Annotated in this window: 19 protein-coding genes; 8 read left to right on the top strand and 11 right to left on the bottom strand. The window is 71.0% G+C overall.

What is annotated here, in order from left to right; all coding sequences use genetic code 11:
- Nucleotides 1–29 precede the first annotated feature (29 nt).
- Nucleotides 30–512 carry a hypothetical protein gene (locus ACE3O1_RS10710; protein WP_374315024.1) on the bottom strand — a complete coding sequence of 161 codons (483 nt, stop codon included), beginning with the start codon at nucleotides 510–512 and terminating at the stop codon, nucleotides 30–32.
- 263 nt (nucleotides 513–775) lie between these two features.
- Here ACE3O1_RS10710 and ACE3O1_RS10705 point away from each other — a divergent pair, with 263 nt between their 5' ends.
- On the top strand, nucleotides 776–2728 hold the full coding sequence (locus tag ACE3O1_RS10705; RefSeq protein ID WP_374315023.1) for a diguanylate cyclase domain-containing protein: 1953 nt from the start codon (nucleotides 776–778) through the stop codon (nucleotides 2726–2728).
- Between the two features lie 24 nt (nucleotides 2729–2752).
- Here the strand turns inward: ACE3O1_RS10705 and ACE3O1_RS10700 are convergent, their stop codons facing one another.
- Nucleotides 2753–3058 (bottom strand): hypothetical protein, encoded by a 306-nt coding sequence (locus ACE3O1_RS10700; protein WP_374315022.1) that lies wholly within the window; start codon nucleotides 3056–3058, stop codon nucleotides 2753–2755.
- Nucleotides 3059–3106: 48 nt separating this feature from the next.
- Between ACE3O1_RS10700 and ACE3O1_RS10695 the strand changes: the two genes are divergently transcribed.
- A complete protein-coding gene (locus tag ACE3O1_RS10695; RefSeq protein ID WP_374315021.1) occupies nucleotides 3107–3361 on the top strand; it encodes a hypothetical protein in 255 nt (84 codons plus the stop codon).
- Nucleotides 3362–3413: 52 nt separating this feature from the next.
- Here the strand turns inward: ACE3O1_RS10695 and ACE3O1_RS10690 are convergent, their stop codons facing one another.
- Nucleotides 3414–4184 carry an EAL domain-containing protein gene (locus tag ACE3O1_RS10690; RefSeq protein ID WP_374315020.1) on the bottom strand — a complete coding sequence of 257 codons (771 nt, stop codon included), beginning with the start codon at nucleotides 4182–4184 and terminating at the stop codon, nucleotides 3414–3416.
- Nucleotides 4185–4311: 127 nt separating this feature from the next.
- Between ACE3O1_RS10690 and ACE3O1_RS10685 the strand changes: the two genes are divergently transcribed.
- A complete protein-coding gene (locus ACE3O1_RS10685; RefSeq protein WP_374315019.1) occupies nucleotides 4312–4629 on the top strand; it encodes an ATP-dependent DNA ligase in 318 nt (105 codons plus the stop codon).
- Between the two features lie 4 nt (nucleotides 4630–4633).
- On the opposite strand, the gene ACE3O1_RS10680 is transcribed toward ACE3O1_RS10685, so the two are convergent.
- Nucleotides 4634–5194 (bottom strand): thioesterase family protein, encoded by a 561-nt coding sequence (locus tag ACE3O1_RS10680; protein WP_374315018.1) that lies wholly within the window; start codon nucleotides 5192–5194, stop codon nucleotides 4634–4636.
- A gap of 153 nt (nucleotides 5195–5347) precedes the next feature.
- On the opposite strand from ACE3O1_RS10680, the gene ACE3O1_RS10675 reads away from it, so the two are divergent.
- Together ACE3O1_RS10675 and ACE3O1_RS10670 are read left to right on the top strand one after the other, a co-directional pair.
- The gene (locus ACE3O1_RS10675) at nucleotides 5348–5854 is read left to right on the top strand and encodes an N-acetyltransferase family protein (RefSeq protein ID WP_374315017.1); all 507 of its coding nucleotides are present in this window, start codon (nucleotides 5348–5350) and stop codon (nucleotides 5852–5854) included.
- Between the two features lie 11 nt (nucleotides 5855–5865).
- The gene (locus ACE3O1_RS10670) at nucleotides 5866–6636 is read left to right on the top strand and encodes a coenzyme F420-0:L-glutamate ligase (RefSeq protein ID WP_374315016.1); all 771 of its coding nucleotides are present in this window, start codon (nucleotides 5866–5868) and stop codon (nucleotides 6634–6636) included.
- A gap of 19 nt (nucleotides 6637–6655) precedes the next feature.
- On the opposite strand, the gene ACE3O1_RS10665 is transcribed toward ACE3O1_RS10670, so the two are convergent.
- Genes ACE3O1_RS10665 through ACE3O1_RS10655 form a run of 3 tightly spaced genes read right to left on the bottom strand, consistent with a single transcriptional unit; the run spans nucleotide 6656 to nucleotide 10302 of the window.
- Complete coding sequence (locus ACE3O1_RS10665; RefSeq protein ID WP_374315015.1) at nucleotides 6656–8542, bottom strand: cytochrome b/b6 domain-containing protein; 1887 nt, start codon at nucleotides 8540–8542, stop codon at nucleotides 6656–6658.
- A gap of 6 nt (nucleotides 8543–8548) precedes the next feature.
- On the bottom strand, nucleotides 8549–9514 hold the full coding sequence (locus tag ACE3O1_RS10660; protein WP_374315013.1) for an electron transfer flavoprotein subunit alpha/FixB family protein: 966 nt from the start codon (nucleotides 9512–9514) through the stop codon (nucleotides 8549–8551).
- A gap of 11 nt (nucleotides 9515–9525) precedes the next feature.
- On the bottom strand, nucleotides 9526–10302 hold the full coding sequence (locus ACE3O1_RS10655; RefSeq protein ID WP_374315012.1) for an electron transfer flavoprotein subunit beta: 777 nt from the start codon (nucleotides 10300–10302) through the stop codon (nucleotides 9526–9528).
- A gap of 177 nt (nucleotides 10303–10479) precedes the next feature.
- Here ACE3O1_RS10655 and ACE3O1_RS10650 point away from each other — a divergent pair, with 177 nt between their 5' ends.
- Complete coding sequence (locus tag ACE3O1_RS10650; protein WP_374315011.1) at nucleotides 10480–11016, top strand: MarR family winged helix-turn-helix transcriptional regulator; 537 nt, start codon at nucleotides 10480–10482, stop codon at nucleotides 11014–11016.
- A gap of 130 nt (nucleotides 11017–11146) precedes the next feature.
- On the opposite strand, the gene ACE3O1_RS10645 is transcribed toward ACE3O1_RS10650, so the two are convergent.
- The 3 genes from ACE3O1_RS10645 to ACE3O1_RS10635 all read right to left on the bottom strand — a co-directional run bounded on the left by ACE3O1_RS10645 (nucleotide 11147) and on the right by ACE3O1_RS10635 (nucleotide 14114).
- Nucleotides 11147–11923 carry an enoyl-CoA hydratase gene (locus tag ACE3O1_RS10645; RefSeq protein ID WP_374315010.1) on the bottom strand — a complete coding sequence of 259 codons (777 nt, stop codon included), beginning with the start codon at nucleotides 11921–11923 and terminating at the stop codon, nucleotides 11147–11149.
- Nucleotides 11924–12049: 126 nt separating this feature from the next.
- Nucleotides 12050–12955, bottom strand: coding sequence for a 3-hydroxyisobutyrate dehydrogenase (gene mmsB / locus ACE3O1_RS10640; RefSeq protein WP_374315009.1), 906 nt, complete (start codon nucleotides 12953–12955; stop codon nucleotides 12050–12052).
- 1 nt (nucleotide 12956) lies between these two features.
- Nucleotides 12957–14114: an acyl-CoA dehydrogenase family protein gene (locus tag ACE3O1_RS10635; RefSeq protein ID WP_374315008.1), complete on the bottom strand. Its 1158-nt coding sequence runs from the start codon at nucleotides 14112–14114 to the stop codon at nucleotides 12957–12959.
- A 232-nt stretch (nucleotides 14115–14346) separates the two neighbouring features.
- Here ACE3O1_RS10635 and ACE3O1_RS10630 point away from each other — a divergent pair, with 232 nt between their 5' ends.
- A complete protein-coding gene (locus ACE3O1_RS10630; RefSeq protein WP_374315007.1) occupies nucleotides 14347–14691 on the top strand; it encodes a hypothetical protein in 345 nt (114 codons plus the stop codon).
- Nucleotides 14692–14727: 36 nt separating this feature from the next.
- Here the strand turns inward: ACE3O1_RS10630 and ACE3O1_RS10625 are convergent, their stop codons facing one another.
- The gene (locus ACE3O1_RS10625) at nucleotides 14728–15165 is read right to left on the bottom strand and encodes a MarR family winged helix-turn-helix transcriptional regulator (RefSeq protein WP_374315006.1); all 438 of its coding nucleotides are present in this window, start codon (nucleotides 15163–15165) and stop codon (nucleotides 14728–14730) included.
- Between the two features lie 158 nt (nucleotides 15166–15323).
- Here ACE3O1_RS10625 and ACE3O1_RS10620 point away from each other — a divergent pair, with 158 nt between their 5' ends.
- A complete protein-coding gene (locus ACE3O1_RS10620) occupies nucleotides 15324–15659 on the top strand; it encodes a hypothetical protein (RefSeq protein ID WP_374315005.1) in 336 nt (111 codons plus the stop codon).
- Nucleotides 15660–15707 lie beyond the last annotated feature (48 nt).

The following is a 15707-nucleotide window of genomic DNA, read 5'->3' as shown; positions in this document are numbered from 1 at the left end:
GCCGCGGGGCGTCGTCGAGACTCGAGGGGTCAGACCCGGTCGGTCCGGGACGCGGCGTCCGGATCGGTTCCGTCCGCACGGGTTGCTCCGGTGCGACGCGGGCCGGGCGCGGCATCCGTCGTCCCGTCCGTGACGAAGGGGTCGACGTCGTCGGCCTTGCGGAGGGTCTCCGCCTGCTCGGCCCGGTGCTTCTCGGCATCCGTCTGATGCTCGTCGATCGCTGCCGCGCGGCGGTCGGCGTCGATGGTCGCCTGGGCTGCGCGCGCCTTCGCCTGCTCGGCGGCGGCTGCGGCAGAAGCCGCGTCTGCGCGGGCCTGCGCCACCTGCGCCTCCTGCTCGCGCGCGGCCATCTCGGATTCGCGGGCCTCTGCCCGCATCCGCTCGGCCTGCTCGTGCTGGGCCTCGGCTCGCTTCTCGCGGCGTCCGCGCGCGGTGACCATCAGCACGACGACCACGATGATCGCCACGACGATGATGCCCACGATGATCCAGATGAGGGTGCTCGTGTCCACGGCGACCTCCTCCTCCCGCACCGGCAATTCCACCGGCGCTCCCGATGTCAGGCAATCGCAGCCGGCGCGGTCACGGCAAACGGGTTGCGCCCCTGGTCGGCGTGCGCTAGCCGGGCACGATCCGCCCGGGGGCGCACCACTTCGCGACGGTGCTGTCCACATCGCGCAAACCCCGGGCCGCCGTCGATAGCCGCGCATAGGATTGAGCACTCTCGCATCCCGGACCCCCCGACCGGACCGAGTCTCGCCGCCGAGGAGGCGCGTTGACAGACATCCCCGCCCTGCCGCACGAAGACGAGCGCGCCCGCGTCGCAGCGGAGGCCCTCCGGCTGCAGGAATGCGCGGCAGAGCCGCTGCGCACAATCGGGCGCATCCAGTCCCACGGCACCCTGTTCGGCATCGACGAGCAGACCGGCACGGTCGTCGTGGCGAGTGAGGATGCCGAGCATTGGCTGGGCCGGAGCCTCGACCAGTCCGGCAGCGAGACGCTGACCTGGGCGGTGTCGCACGCGGTCGCCGTCGATCCGGTGCGCGTCGAGTTCGAGGGCGCGTCCTACGACGCGATCGTGCACCGCGGCACCGACCCGCTCGTCGTGGAGCTCGAGCCGGTCATCCCCGAGCTCGAGTACGTCCGCACCGGCGTGGTGTCCGCGATCCAGCGGCTGGCCACCGTCACGGATGCCGAACAGCTGCGCACGCGGGCGGCCGCAGAGATCAAGGCGATCACCGGCTTCGACCGGGTGATGTGCTACGACTTCCACGAGGACGGTCACGGCCAGATCGTCGCCGACGAGCGCGAGCCCGACATGGAGCCGTACTTCGGGCTGCACTTCCCCGCGTCGGACATCCCGGCACAGGCCCGCGCCCTCTACCTGCGCAAGCGCTCACGGGTGATCGCGCACACCGACGACCCCGGACGCGCCCTCAAGGCGCTCCTGCCGGAGGACCCGCCCCTCGATCTCGCCGAGGCCGAGCTGCGGGGCGTGTCACCCCACCACCTGCAGTTCATGCGGAACATGGGGCAGGCCTCGACCGTGTCGTTCGCGATCGTGGTCGAGGACCGCATGGTCGGCATGTTCACGTGCGCGCACCGCACGCCGCGCCGCCTGCCCGTGCTGCTGCGCCGCGCGCTGGAGGTCCTCGCTTCCCAGATCGGGATGCAGCTGGCCGCCGTGGACCAGATCAGCGACCTGCGACGGCGCCTCGAGGCGCGCGAGCGCCGGGTGGCGATCGTCGCCCCGCTCTACGGACGCACCGACGTCGCGTCGGCCCTCCTCAGCGGAACCCGCACCGTGCTGGACGTGGTCCCAGCCGACGGCGTGCTGCTGCAGTACGCCGACGCCGTGCACACGGTGGGCATCGTCCCGCCGCCTGCGACGCTGCTCGAGGTGGTGGACGAGCTCGGACCCGGCCACTTGGTGTGCGAGGCGCTTCCGATCGAGCGGCCCGAGCTGGCCGTGGAGGTCCCCGGCGTCGCCGGGGTCCTCGTCCTGCCGCTGGGCGCCGACGGCGATCGCCTGGTGTTCGTGCGGGGTGAGGTCGCGCGCGACATCGACTGGCTGGGCGATCAGACCGCCGGGAACCGCGACCACATCCTGTCGCCGCGCCGGTCGTTCTCGGCCTGGCGGGAGAGCGTGACCGGCCGCAGCCTGCCGTGGGGCGAGCACGCGCAGGATGCCTTCGCCCTCGGCGAGGAGATCCGCGCCGCGCTGGTCGCGCGCAATCAGGCCGAGCTGGCCGAGCTCGCGCTGCGCGACGCGCTGACCGGCCTGCACAATCGCCGCTTCCTCGACGACCGTCTCGATGCGCTGATCGCCGGCGCCCACACGAGCCTCGCCGTCATCTTCCTCGACCTCGACGACTTCAAGAGCGTCAACGACACCCGCGGGCACGATGTCGGTGACGCGGTTCTCGCCGCCGTCGGCAAGCGGCTCGCCGGAGTCGCGCGCGCATCGGACATGGTCGTGCGTCTCGGCGGCGACGAGTTCGTGATCGTCTGCGTCGGCGCCACAGAGGCGGATGCCCATCACGTCGCGACGCGCGCGATCGCCGCCGTGTCCGACCCCATCGCCGTCGACGAGGCCGTGATCACCATCACCATGAGCGCCGGCATCGTCGTCGCGCGGGACGCGACATCGGCCGCGGACCTCCTGGCCGCAGCGGATGCCGCGATGTACCGGTCCAAGCATGCGGGCGGCGGCCGCGCCTCGGCCTGACGAGCGTGCCGCGACGAGCAGGGCTCAGCGCGAAGCGGGGATCTCCGGCTCGGGGATCACGCGGAGACCGCCGGGCGAGTTCGCCGTGTCGATGAGCTCCTGCAGCCACAGGCGGTTGATCTCGGGCATGGGAGCGTCGTACTCGAACCGCAGCGGTGTGACCGGCGAGATCCACACCGACTGGCGGCGATCGGTCTTCTCGTCGACCACGGCGAACGACAGGCTCTCCTGCCGGCGCAGCTTCGCGGTGATCACCAGTTCCAGGTGCGCGAGCACGCGGTCGTCGAGGGGGAAGCCGACGGACGGAGCGCCATAGTGCAGTGTGCCCATCCTCTGATTCTACGGGCCGGGCGCCCCGAGCCCCGCTAGGGTGGGGCCATGGCAATCGTGAACCGGCTGACCGTGGATGGGCGCGACTACTTCCTCCCCGAGCCCGTCACCGAGCTGAAGAAGTCGATCCTCGAGGCGATCAAGGCCGGTGGCGGGTATGTGAACATCCCTCCGCTGCGCGGCGGGCCGGGCATCGACATCCTCTTCTCGCCGGGCATGCCGGTCACCTGGTCGCAGATCGATGTCGGCGACTCGCCGGCCGAGGACGCCTCGACCGACGCCGAGGACGACTTCCCCCTCTGAGCTGAGCCCGTCGCCGGCGCTGAGCCGGTCGACGGCGCCGACTCCGCGACGCTCAGGCGTCGAGTAGACGCTCCAGCGCCTCGGCGTCCATCGGCGCCCCGAGCAGGTATCCCTGCCCCCGATCGCAGCCCCACGCACGGGCGCGTGCGAGATCGGCGTCGGTCTCGATGCCCTCCGCCACGACGCGCCAGCCGTGACGCCGGGCGCGATCGACGACGTCCTCGACGATGTGGGCGGCCGCGGCATCCGTCCGCTGCGTGAGCGAGCGATCGATCTTCACCTCGTCGATGGGCAGCGCCTCGATCATCTCGATGGTCGTGTCCCGTGAGCCGAAGTCGTCGATCGAGATCCCCACGCCGAACGCCCGCAGTCGCTGCAACGGCCCGTCCATGACGGGCAGCAGCTGCGGCGACGGCGACTCGGTGATCTCGATCATGACGCTGGCCGGATCGATCGAGAGCTCGTCGAGCCGTGAGATCACCCCGTCGGCGTAGTCGAAGGTGATGTGCGACGGGGACGCGTTGGTCGCGAGCCCGACGGTGTGGCCCGCCTGCTGCCACCTCGCGACCTGAGCCGCGGCCTGGGCGAGCACGAGGAGGTCGATCTCCTCCACCATGTGGGCCCGCTCGGCGAGGGGGATGAACGTGGCCGGGGGGACGTCGCCGTCGGCGCCGTTCGTCCACCGGCACAGTCCCTCGACCGCCGCCGGCGTGCGCGAGACGCCGTCCGGACCGAGCGCGAACTGCGGCTGATACGCAACGGACAGCCCGCCCGAGGCCACTGCCTCACGGAGGTCGTCCACCAGCGATGCCGAAATCGTCACTTGGTCAGACTGGCCAAGGAGAAGATTCTGCGCAACACCCGACAAGCCGGGTCGAAAAGCGTATAATCCGCGCGGGCCTCTGGCAATGCCTGACCGAACGTGGCACGCGCCCGGTTATTCTTGCCGGATGGGCACGCTCACGTACGACTCGCGGGTCACGGTTTCGATCGATGACCGCATCCTCGCGCACCTCCAGGTCGTCATCTGGGCGAAGCTGCGGCGCGGCGAGCACTTCCCCTTCACCTGGACCGATCCCACACGCAACGGCATGGGCCGCACCTCGGTGTGGCTGAGCCCTCACCAGCCCCTCGTGTTCGAGTACTTCGGCGGACGCCAGCCGCGCCTGAACCCGGCGTGGATCGACGCGCTCACCAAGGCCGCGAACTCCCCCGCCGGGCTCACGATGGTGCCCGAGCCGGAAGAGCCGGCGCCCCCGCCGCGCTGACGGGTCAGTTCCAGACGCTGGGCGCCGCGGCTCGCGTGGGCGGAAGAGCGGATGCCGCGGCCCAGTCGTGCACCCACGGCTCGACCTCCGGGATCCCATCGGGGTAGCCGACGGCCCCGAACAGCTCCTCGTGCGACAGCGTCCCGCCGGTGCGCTTCATCATGCGGGCCCGCACGATCACGCGCGCGTACACCTCGCCGTCCACGACCGCCCGGTGCTCGAGGTAGACCGCCTTGTCGTCGTGCCCGACCATGCGCGACTCCACATCGAACCGCTGCCACAGCTCGAGGGACTTCCGGAAGGTCACCGTCTCGCTCGAGACGACGGCGTACCACCCGCGGTTCTTCATCACGTCCCACAGGCCGGTGCGCACGAGCAGATCCCATCGGCCGAGGTCGAACAGCGACAGGTAGCGCCCGTTGTTCATGTGCATCAGCAGATCGATGTCGGTCGGGAGCGTCGTGAGCCGGATGCGGCTGATCCCGGTCGGGTCGAGTCGTCCCGACCGCCGCACGCGACGCCGAGCGGTCAGCATGACGAGGATGGTCCGCCAGATCACGTTCACGGGGGTCGATGGTAGCGATCGTGAGCCGGGCCGCCGATTCGATTGTCGGTATCCGACAGGCGGGGCGCAGCATCCGCTGTCCACTTCGCGAACGCTCTCTGCACGGTCGTCGCCCGATTTCGCTCCGGGTTCGGCCCGGCGTAGAGTCTGGCCATGGAAGCCGAACTCCAGACCGACACCGTCGTCCGTCCGGTGCGAGACGTCGACGCCGAGGCCCTCGGCCGTGTTCACGCCACCTGCTGGCACGAGACCTACGACCACCTCATCAGCAAGGCCGCCCTCGAGGCGGTCTCGCCGAAGCGCCTCGCCGAACTGTGGACCCACTGGGCCGTGCAGGGTCCCGAGTTCAAGATGTTCGCCGCGCTCGTCGGCGGTGAGATCGTCGGGTTCGCCGGCTCCGGTCCCGCCCGCGACAAGGATGCCCCGCGGTTCCGCGAGCTGTACTTCATCTACCTCCTCGACGCCTATCACGGCACAGGCATCGGCCAGCGGCTCTTCGACGCCGTCGTCGCCGCAGACGAGCCGGTCTACCTCTGGGTCGCCGACGACAACCCCCGCGCGCACCGCTTCTACACGCGCAACGGCTTCGTCCTCGACGGCGCGACGCACACCGAGCCCTTCCTCGGCGAGACGCTCACCGAGGTGCGGTTCGTCCGCTGAGCGCGCCTGACGTGCTGCAGGTCTGGCCCCTCGCCGGGATCCCCGAGATCACGCCCGGCACCGATCTCGCGACGGTGATCGCGGATGCCGCAGCCGGCACCCTCGCCGACGGCGACATCCTCGTGGTGACCTCGAAGATCATGTCGAAGGCCGAAGGCCGCTTCGTGACCGCCGCCGACCGGGAGGACGCCATCACGGCCGAGACCGTCCGGGTCGTCGCGACGCGCGCGCTGCCCGGCGGCCACACGACGCGGATCGTGCAGAACCGCCTCGGCATGGTCTCGGCGGCCGCCGGCGTCGACGCCTCGAACACCCCGGACGGCACGATCCTCCTCCTTCCCGTCGACCCTGACGCGTCGGCCCGCGCCCTGGCGGGGGCGCTGCGCGAGCGCCTAGGCGTCGAGGTCGGCGTGCTCGTCTCCGACACGCTCGGCCGCGCCTGGCGCGAGGGCCAGACCGATCACGCGATCGGCGCCGCGGGGGTGCACGTCTTCGAGGACCTGCGCGGGGCGACGGATGCCGAGGGCCGGCCCCTCGTCGTGACCATGCCGTGCGTCGCCGACGAGCTCGCCGGCGCGGCCGATCTCGTCAAGGGAAAGGCTTCGCGGCTGCCGGTCGCCGTCGTCCGGGGCCGCGCCGACCTCGTCGGATCGCTCGACCTGCCCGGGGCCCGATCGATCGTGCGGCCACTCGAGCGCGACATGTTCCGGCTCGGGGCCGACGAGGCCTATGCCGAGGGATACGCCGCGGGCGCGGCATCCGCTCACCCCGCCATCCCCTGACCGGCGTCGGTTCGTGGCCTCAGCGGCCGCTGACTTTGCCGAACAGGCGGGCGATCGGGGCGAGGACGAGGGGGCGGGCGGCGATCCAGGCGGCGACGATGATGAGGATCGAGACCGAGAAGATCCAGAACCCGGTCCAGTTCATCGCGTAGGCGTCGGGGTCGGTCGAGCCCTGCGCGGCGTACATGTGGTTCAGGTTGCGCAGCGCCCCGGTGGCGAACACCAGCACGACGTGCACGAAGATGAACGCGACGAAGTAGAGCATCACCGGGAAGTGCACCGCGCGGGCCCACTCGACCGGGTAGGCCTTGTTCAGGCCGGGTGAGTTCTTCGGCCAGATGCCGCTCATGCGCACGCCGGTGACGATCGCGAGCGGCGCCGCGATGAACACGGTCGCGAAGTACGCCAGCTGCTGCAGCGAGTTGTAGTTGACCCACCCGTTCTCGGTGGGCCAGTCCAGCGACACGTACTGCAGGGCCGCGCTGATCGCGTTCGGGAAGACCTCCCACGAGGTCGGCACGATCCGCATCCACTGGCCGGTGACGAAGAGCAGCACGACGAAGATCACGCCGTTGACGATCCACAGGATGTCGAGGGACTGGTGGAACCACAGGTTCAGGCTGATCTTGCGCTTGCCGTTCCACCGCGGCGACCAGAACACGCTGGGCCGCTTCTCGGTGCGCACCTGCAGCCCCGACCGGATGATGAGCACCATCAGAAACACGTTGAAGAAGTGCTGCCACCCGAGCCACGCCGGGAAGCCGACCGGCGCGCCCTCGGGCAGGTGGTACTCGCCCGGGTAAGCCGCAAGGAACCCCACACCCCACTCGGTGCTCAGCAGCCACCGCACCGCGAAGACCGCCATCAGACCGGCATAGAGGAGGCCGCCGCCGGCGACGACGACCGCGCCGGCCCACTGCAGCCGCGTGAACGGGCCGATCCGCCGCGGCTCCGGCTTCGGCTGCGGCCGCGTCCGCGCCGCCGCGCCCTCCCACACCGTGCGCGTGAACGGCAGCGGCCGGGAGTAGTCCACCCCCGCCGGTGCGGGTGCGGGTACGGCGGGCGCGGTTTCCGCCTGCGGGCGCGGTTGCATCTGCGCCTCTTCGCGAGAAGTGTGCAGGTCCTGCGGCTCGGTGAGGGAGGGGACGGATGCCGCCGCCGCAGCCGCGGCCGGCGCTGCCGCGAACAGGCCGGGGGGAGGCCAGGCCTCGCCGCCGGGCGTCCGCGGGAGGCCGCGGCGCAGCGGCCGCTCCCCGGCAGTGCGATCAGCGGTGGTTCGGGGCGTGTCTTCGGCGCGACCCGCCGGAGACACCGGCGAGTCGGAAACGTCCTGCGCCCCGACCGCGGACGGAGCCGGGGATTCGGTGGTGGTGAGAGCGGGGGCGTGCGTCGGGGCCGGGAAGGGCGCCTCTGCGCGGGGCGACGGGGAGGGCGCCGTCGCGGCGATCCCGGCGGCGAGGGCCGCGGCACCCGTCGATGCGCCGGCTGCGGGCGCGGCCGGGCCGGCCGCCGCCGTGGTGTCTGCGGGCGGCCACGGCTCGCCGCCGGGCACGCGCGGCAGGCCGCGGCGGAGCGTCCGGGTCGCGGTCTGCGGGTCCGGGGCCCCGGCTGCTGCGGTCTGCTGCGACGGCGCCTCCGATTCCTGCAGCGGGCGCACGGAATCGGCGCGGTCGGCCGGCGATCCGACGGAGGCGCCCCCGGAGGGCGCTGGCGCTGCCGTGTCCGACGGATGCTGCGCCTCGACGTGCAGCGGACGTCCAGAACTGCCGCGCTCGGGCGCCTCGCCCGCCGCGCCGGGGGCGTCGCCGACGATCGCCCCGCCGGGCGCGTCACCGGCCGGCGGCCACGGCTCGCCGCCGGGCCGTCGGGGCAGCCCGCGGCGGATGGCCTGTCCGAAGGTCGCCACGCCGGGTTACGCCTTCTTCGCCTCGAGCGCCGCGATCAGCTGCGGAACCACGGTGAACAGGTCGCCCACCACGCCGAAGTCGGCGACCTCGAAGATCGGGGCATCCGCGTCCTTGTTGATCGCGACGATCGTCTTCGCAGTCTGCATGCCGGCCTTGTGCTGGATGGCTCCCGAGATGCCCAGCGCGACGTACAGCTGCGGCGACACCGACACGCCGGTCTGGCCGACCTGGTACGACTGCGGCACGTAGCCGGCGTCGACGGCGGCGCGCGATGCGCCCACCGCGGCGCCGAGCGCGTCGGCGAGCTGGTCGACGAGCGCGAACTTCTCACCCGAGCCGAGCCCGCGGCCACCGGAGACGACCTTGGCCGCTCCGCGCAGCTCCGGACGCGTCGACGAGACCGCGGCCTCCTCGACCGACACGACCGTCGCCGCCTTGCGGCCGGACGGGGTCACGGCGAGCGTCTCCACCGGCGGGGACGCGACGGCCTCGGCGCGGGCGTCGACGGCTCCCTGGCGGATCGTGATCACGGGCGCTCCCCACGTCACGGCGGCGTCGACGTTGTACGCGCCGCCGTAGACGGAGTGGTGGGCGACGACGCCCTCGGCGTCGCGCGAGACGCCGACCGCGTCAACGCAGAGTCCGGAGCGCGTGCGGGCGGCGAACCGGCCCGCCGCCTCGCGGCCCTCGATCGAGTGCGACACCAGCACGGCATCGGGACGGACGAGATCGGCCGCCGCGGCGAGTGCATCGGCGACCGGCACGACCAGACCTTCGCCCGGTGCGGCCACCAGCACCGACGACGCGCCCAGGGCTGCGGCATCCGCTCCGAGCTTCTCGTCGCCGACGATCAGCGCGACCGGCGTGCCCACCTGCGCGGCAGCACCCAGCAATCCGGCGGCTGACTTCGCGAGCGCGCCCGAGGGCGTGACGTCCAGCAGGACGAGGATCGAATCGTCGGCGTACGTCATATCAGCCACCCCTATGCCAGCCGGTTCTGGATGAGGAACTCCGCGAGCTTCTCGCCCGCATCGCCCTCGTCGACGATCTTGATACCCGCCTCACGGGGCGGCTTCTCGCTCAGCGCGATCACGATCGAGCGCGACGCGTCGGAGCTGTGCGCGTCGATGCCCAGATCGTCGAGCGACACCGTCTCGAACGGCTTCTTCTTGGCCGCCATGATCCCCTTGAAGTTAGGGAACCGGGCATCCGGGAGCGCCTCGGTGATCGAGATCACCGCCGGCAGCTCGGCCGACACCTGCACGGTCGCGCCGTCGGATCCGCGGGCGCCCGACACCGAGCCGTCGCCGATCTCCACCGAGTTGAGATACGTCGCCGCGGGCACGTCGAGCAGCTCGGCGACCATCGCGGCCATGACGCCGCCCGAGCCGTCGGTGGACTGATTCCCCGCGATCACGAGGTCGAACCCCACGCGCTTCACGGCGGCGGCGAGCACCTCCGCGGTGAGGCCGAGATCGGCGCCGAGGAGCGCGTCGTCGACGACCTGCACGGCCGAGGCGGCACCCATCGCGAGCCCCTTGCGCACCGTCGCCGTCGCCGACTCCGGAGCCATCGAGAGCACGACGACCTCGGTGCCGGCGTTCTTGTCGGCATAGGACAGGGCGACCTCGAGGGCCCGCTCGCCGATCTCGTCGAGCACGGACTCGCTGGCCGCGCGATCGGCCAGACCCGTCTCGAGACTGAGCTTGCGATCCCCGTACGTATCCGGGACTTCCTTGACCAGGACGACGATCTTCATTGCCATCTCCTCACGCTGCGACGAGTCTATGGCGCGCATTCGTGTGTACCCAATCGACGGGAGGCGATGCACAAACGGCCCTCGCATCGGGGCTCTGTGTATACATTGACCCCCACAATCCCGTCCCCTCGCGGGCGCGGAGGCGGCCAGCCGCTACGGTGGGAGCAGGAGGTTCCCGTGTCTGCCAGCCGACGACTCCCGGTCGATCCCATCGCCGAGGCGAAGCGCCAGTGGGTGGAGCACGGCTGGGAGCCCGCAGCGGCCGGCATGACCGCCGTCACCTCGATCATCCGCGCGCAGCAGCTCGTGTTCGCCCGGATCGACGCCACCCTCAAGCCGTTCGGGCTGTCGTTCGCGCGCTATGAGATGCTCCGCCTCCTCGCGTTCACCAGGGCGGGACGGATGCCGATGGCCAGCGCGATCGCGAGGCTGCAGGTGCATCCGACCAGCGTCACCAACACCGTCGACCGCCTCGCGCGCGACGGGCTCGTCACCCGGGAGCCGCACCCCATCGACGGGCGTGCGGCGATGCTCGTGATCACGCCGGCCGGGGTGGACCTGGTCGAGGACGCCACCGCCGCGCTCAACGCGCAGGTCTTCGAGCAGGTCGGCCTGACCGACGACGACACGGCGGAGCTCGTGCGGATCATCGCCCGGTTCCGCAAGGACTCCGGCGACTTCACCGACCCCCGCCCGCAGCCCGAGCCGCTCTGAACCGCGCGGTCGGTCCGGCCCGGGTCGGCATGGTTCGGGGCGCGTTCTGTCCGCTGGGGCGGACGCGGTGCGCCCCAGAGGACGGATCACGCCCCGAACCGCGAGCGCGAGGTCCGCGAGCGTGAGGCCGTCAGCGCCCCTGGAAGTCCGGGGTGCGCTTCTCGCGGAAGGCGGCCATGCCCTCCTTCTGATCGGCGGTGTCGAAGAGGCTCGCGAACACGTGCCGCTCGAGGCGCAGGCCTTCGGCCAGCGGCACCTCCATCGCGGCGTCGAGCACGGCCTTGGCTGCGTACAGCGCCGGAAGCGACTTGGCGGCGATGCCCTCCGCCAGCTTCGCCGCCTCGTCGAGGAGGTCGGCGGCGGGCACGACGCGCGACACGAGTCCGGATCGCTCGGCCTCCGCGGCATCCATCATCCGGCCCGAGAGGATCAGGTCGGCGGCCTTGTAGAAACCCACCGCGCGGATGAGCCGCTGCGACCCGCCCATGCCGGGGATCACGCCGAGGTTGATCTCGGGCTGCCCGAACTTCGCGGAGTCGGCCGCGAGGATGATGTCGCACATCATCGCGAGTTCGCACCCGCCGCCGAGCGCGTACCCCGACACGGCCGCGATGACGGGCGTGCGAACCCCGGCGAACTGCGTCCAGCCTCCGAAGTGATCGGCCATCAGCATCTCGAGGCCGGACTTCGCCTCCATCTCCTTGATGTCGGCACCCGCGGCGAACGCCCGCTCCGATCCCGTGAGCACGATGGCGCCGATCGCCTCGTCGGCGTCGAAGGCGGATGCCGCGGCCACGACATCCTTCATGGTCTGCGTGTTGAGCGCGTTGAGCGCCTCAGGGCGGTTGAGGGTGATCCAGCCGACGCGGCCCCGCGTCTCGACGAGGATCGTCTCGTAATCGGTCATGTCGTCCCACTTCCCTCGTCGTCGGCTCTCACTCATCTCACCAGAACAGGACATCTCCGCTGCACAGGACATTCCACGCTGACATCGTCCTGCGAAGCGGAGATCTCCTGATCCCCGGAGGCCGACTCAGCGGCTGTCGTCGCGGATGGTCTCGATGATGCCCGAGAAATCCCTGCCGGCGCCCTCGCCGTCGGCGTACGCGCGGTAGATCTCGCGCGCGAGCATGCCCATGCGGGCCTCCACGCCGGTCGACACGATCGCGTGCTCGGCGAGGCCGAGGTCCTTGTTCATGAGAGCACCCGCGAAGCCGGGCTGGTAGTCGCGGTTGGCCGGGCTCGTCGGCACGGGACCGGGCACCGGGCAGTTCGTCGTGAGCGCCCAGCACTGCCCGGAGGCGTTCGAGGCGACATCGAACAGGGCCTGGTGCGACAGGCCGAGCCGCTCGCCGAGGACGAAGGCCTCGGCGACCGCGATCTGCGACACCGCGAGGATCATGTTGTTGCACACCTTGGCGGCCTGCCCGAGTCCGGCGCCGCCGCAGTGCACCACGCGGCGGCCCATCGCCTCGAGGATGGGCCGGGCAGCCGCGAAGTCGGCGTCCGAACCGCCGACCATGAAGGCCAGCGTGGCGTTCTCGGCACCGACGACTCCGCCCGACACCGGCGCATCGAGCGAGCGGTGGCCGGCGCCCTCGGCCAGCTGGTGCGCCTCGCGCGCCTCGTCGACCGCGATCGTCGACGAGTCGATGAAGAGCGTGCCCGGCCGTGCGGCCGCGAGCAGCCCCTCCGCCCCGTCCACGCCGCGATACGCGTCGAGCACCTGCCTGCCCGACTGGAACATCGTGATCACGACGTCGGCCGAAGCGGCGCGCACCGCCTCGGGGCCGGTGCCGGCGACGGACAGACCGGCGGCGGAGGCGGCATCCATCGCGGCGGGGAAGACGTCGAAGCCGACCACGTCGTGACCGGCGGCGGCGAGGTTGCGGGCCATCGGCAGGCCCATGTGGCCGAGGCCGAGGAAAGCGATGCGCATGTCAGGCTCCCAGCAGTTCGCGTCCGATGATGACGCGCATGATCTCGTTCGTGCCCTCGAGGATCTGGTGCACGCGCAGATCGCGCACGACCTTCTCGATCCCGTACTCGTGGAGGTAGCCGTATCCGCCGTGCAGCTGCAGCGCCTCGTTCGCGACCCGGAACCCGGCGTCGGTCGCGTAGCGCTTGGCCATCGCGCACTGCATCGAGGCGTCCGGGGCCTTCGCGTCCAGCGCGGCCGCGGCATCCCGCACGAGAGCACGGGCGGCTCGCAGCTCGGTGGCCATGTCGGCCAGCGTGAAGACGACCGACTGCTTCTCGGCGAGCGGCTCGCCGAACGTGAAGCGCTCCTGCACGTAGCGCACGGCGCGGTCCAGCGCCCACTGCGCACCGCCGAGGGAGCAGGCCGCGATGTTGATGCGGCCGCCGTCGAGGGCCGACATCGCGATCTTGAATCCCTGCCCCTCGCCGCCGAGCAGGTTGGCCGCGGGCACCCGCACCTCGTCCAGGATCACCTGACGCGTGGGCTGCGCGTTCCACCCCATCTTCTTCTCATTGACGCCGAACGAGAGTCCCGCGGTGTCGGCCGGCACGAGGAACGCGCTGATCCCGCGTGCGCCCGGTTCGCCGGTGCGCGCCATCACGATGTAGACGGATGCCGCGCCCGCCCCCGAGATGAACTGCTTGACCCCCGTCAGCACGACCTCGTCGCCGTCGCGGATGGCGGTCGTCGTGATGGCGGCGGCGTCGGACCCGGCGCCGGGCTCGGTGAGGCAGTAGCTCCCGAAGCCCTGCATCGACGCGAGGAGGGGCAGCCACTCCTGACGCTGGGCGTCGGTGCCGTAGGTGTCGATCATCCACGCGACCATGTTGTGGATCGTGACGTAGGCCGCGATCGACGGGTCGCCGGTCGCGAGCTCCTCGAAGATCGCGACGGCGTCGGAGCGCGTGAGACCGGTGCCGCCGACGTCCTCGCGGACGTAGATGCCGCCGAGGCCGAGCTCTCCCGCGTGGTGGAGGGCGTCGGCGGGGAAGGTCTTGGTCTCGTCCCATTCGAGCGCGTGCGGCGCGAGCTCCGACTGGGCGAAGTCCCGCACCGCCTCGAGGATCGCGGCGCGCTCGTCGTCGCTCAGTGCAGCGGTGGTGATCGTCATGGACATCGTTGCTCCCTCAGCCTCATCGCGGCGCCCTCGTGAGGCATCCTGATGAAAGTCACCGTGCCGACATTGGCACGTTGCTGATTTTACATGGACTTCCATGTATCTGCGAGGGGTTCGAACTATCGCCTCTTTCAGGACACCGACCGACGTGGATCGACCAGCCGGTGGTCCGGCGACGGCAACTGCAATACGTTTGCGTCAAGCGGCGACAAGCGACCGGGAGGGGTTCAGCATGCCGTTCCGCAGCAGGCAGACCCTCGAGGATTGGCTCGACGAGTTCCGCGCGCTCGGATATCCCGTCGCCGGGACGCTGAAGGTGATGCCGCAGGACGGGGACGGCGGTGCAGACACCGGCCTCGTCGGCGTGAGATTCGCCAATGCCTCGACCGTGACCTACGTGCAGCCCGAAGCGCCGTACTCGAACAGGTGGGTCGCGACCATGGAGTCGCGCGACGAGGAGGTCGTGCTCGATTCGGTCGGCCTCATGAGCCTCGCCGGAGAGCTCTCGGTCCTGTCGGCGCTGTGCGCGTTCCTCGAGGCGAAGTCGGAGGCGCACCGGAGGCCCGACACCCCCTGACGCAAGGGACTCGATCCGTGAGCACGCCGCTCGATGTCAGCGCCGGCCGCGGTCGACCGCCGCCGTGGTGAGCGACTCGAGCAGCGCCGTGAAGGCGTCGGACTCGTGGTCCTCGATCTCGCCCGCGACGAGGTCGAAGTCGTTGTCGAATCGGCCCAGTCGCGACCAGGGCTCGTCGTCGAGGTCGACCGTGACCGAGATGCGGTTCACGCGGCGATCGGACGGATCCACGTCTCTGCGCACGATGCCGCGGTCGACCAGGCGGTCGATGAGGGCCGTGACGCCGGCGGAGGTGATCCCGAGATGCTCGCGCAGCTGCGTGGGCCGGATGCCGGGATGCGCGGCGATATGGAGGAGGGCCCGAGCGTCGCCGTCACCGAGCCCGAGCTCGCGCCGGGCGGCCGACAGGGCGTCGGTTCTCGCCTTGACGTAGAGGGAGAGCGCTCGGCGGACGCGGGAGGGACCGTTGGGCATATCCCACCTCCCCGTTCTTTCGCAGCCACGGTCATCCTACCTCATAGTTAGATGAGTGAATGATTAGATTAGTTATCTAATTTGGTGAAGTAACGGTAGAATTCGAGAACGGCGACCTGGGCCGCCGACCACTCGCCCACGCACCGAAGGAGGGACGAATGGGTCAGCTCTACTACGGCGACACCGCAGAGCCGATCGACATCCCCGATCGACTCCTCGCCCATCTCAAGATCGTGATCACGACGAAGCTCCGCCGCGGCGAGAGCTTCACGCTGACGTGGCGCCACCCTGACGGCCCTGCCGGCCGCTCCTCGCTGTGGATCCAGCAGTCCATCCCCCTGCGCTTCGTCTTCGAGTCGGCCGAGGCTGAGCAGCTCGACGGCGACGCCCTCCAGGACATGGCGCAGCGCGCCTCCTCCTCCACCGGCCTCGTGGTCGGGTTGGACGATCTCCCGGCGAAGTCCGAGATCGCGGCACTCGCCCCCGTGGCCTGAGCCGCACGACGTCCTGACCAAGACGACGAGAGGGGCCGCGGCCTCAGC

This window comes from Microbacterium sp. (genome assembly GCF_041909575.1).
In the GTDB taxonomy this organism is placed as follows: domain Bacteria; phylum Actinomycetota; class Actinomycetes; order Actinomycetales; family Microbacteriaceae; genus Microbacterium.
The sequence above is the reverse complement of the archived record's forward strand: the minus strand, read 5'-3'. Positions and strand labels throughout refer to the sequence as shown.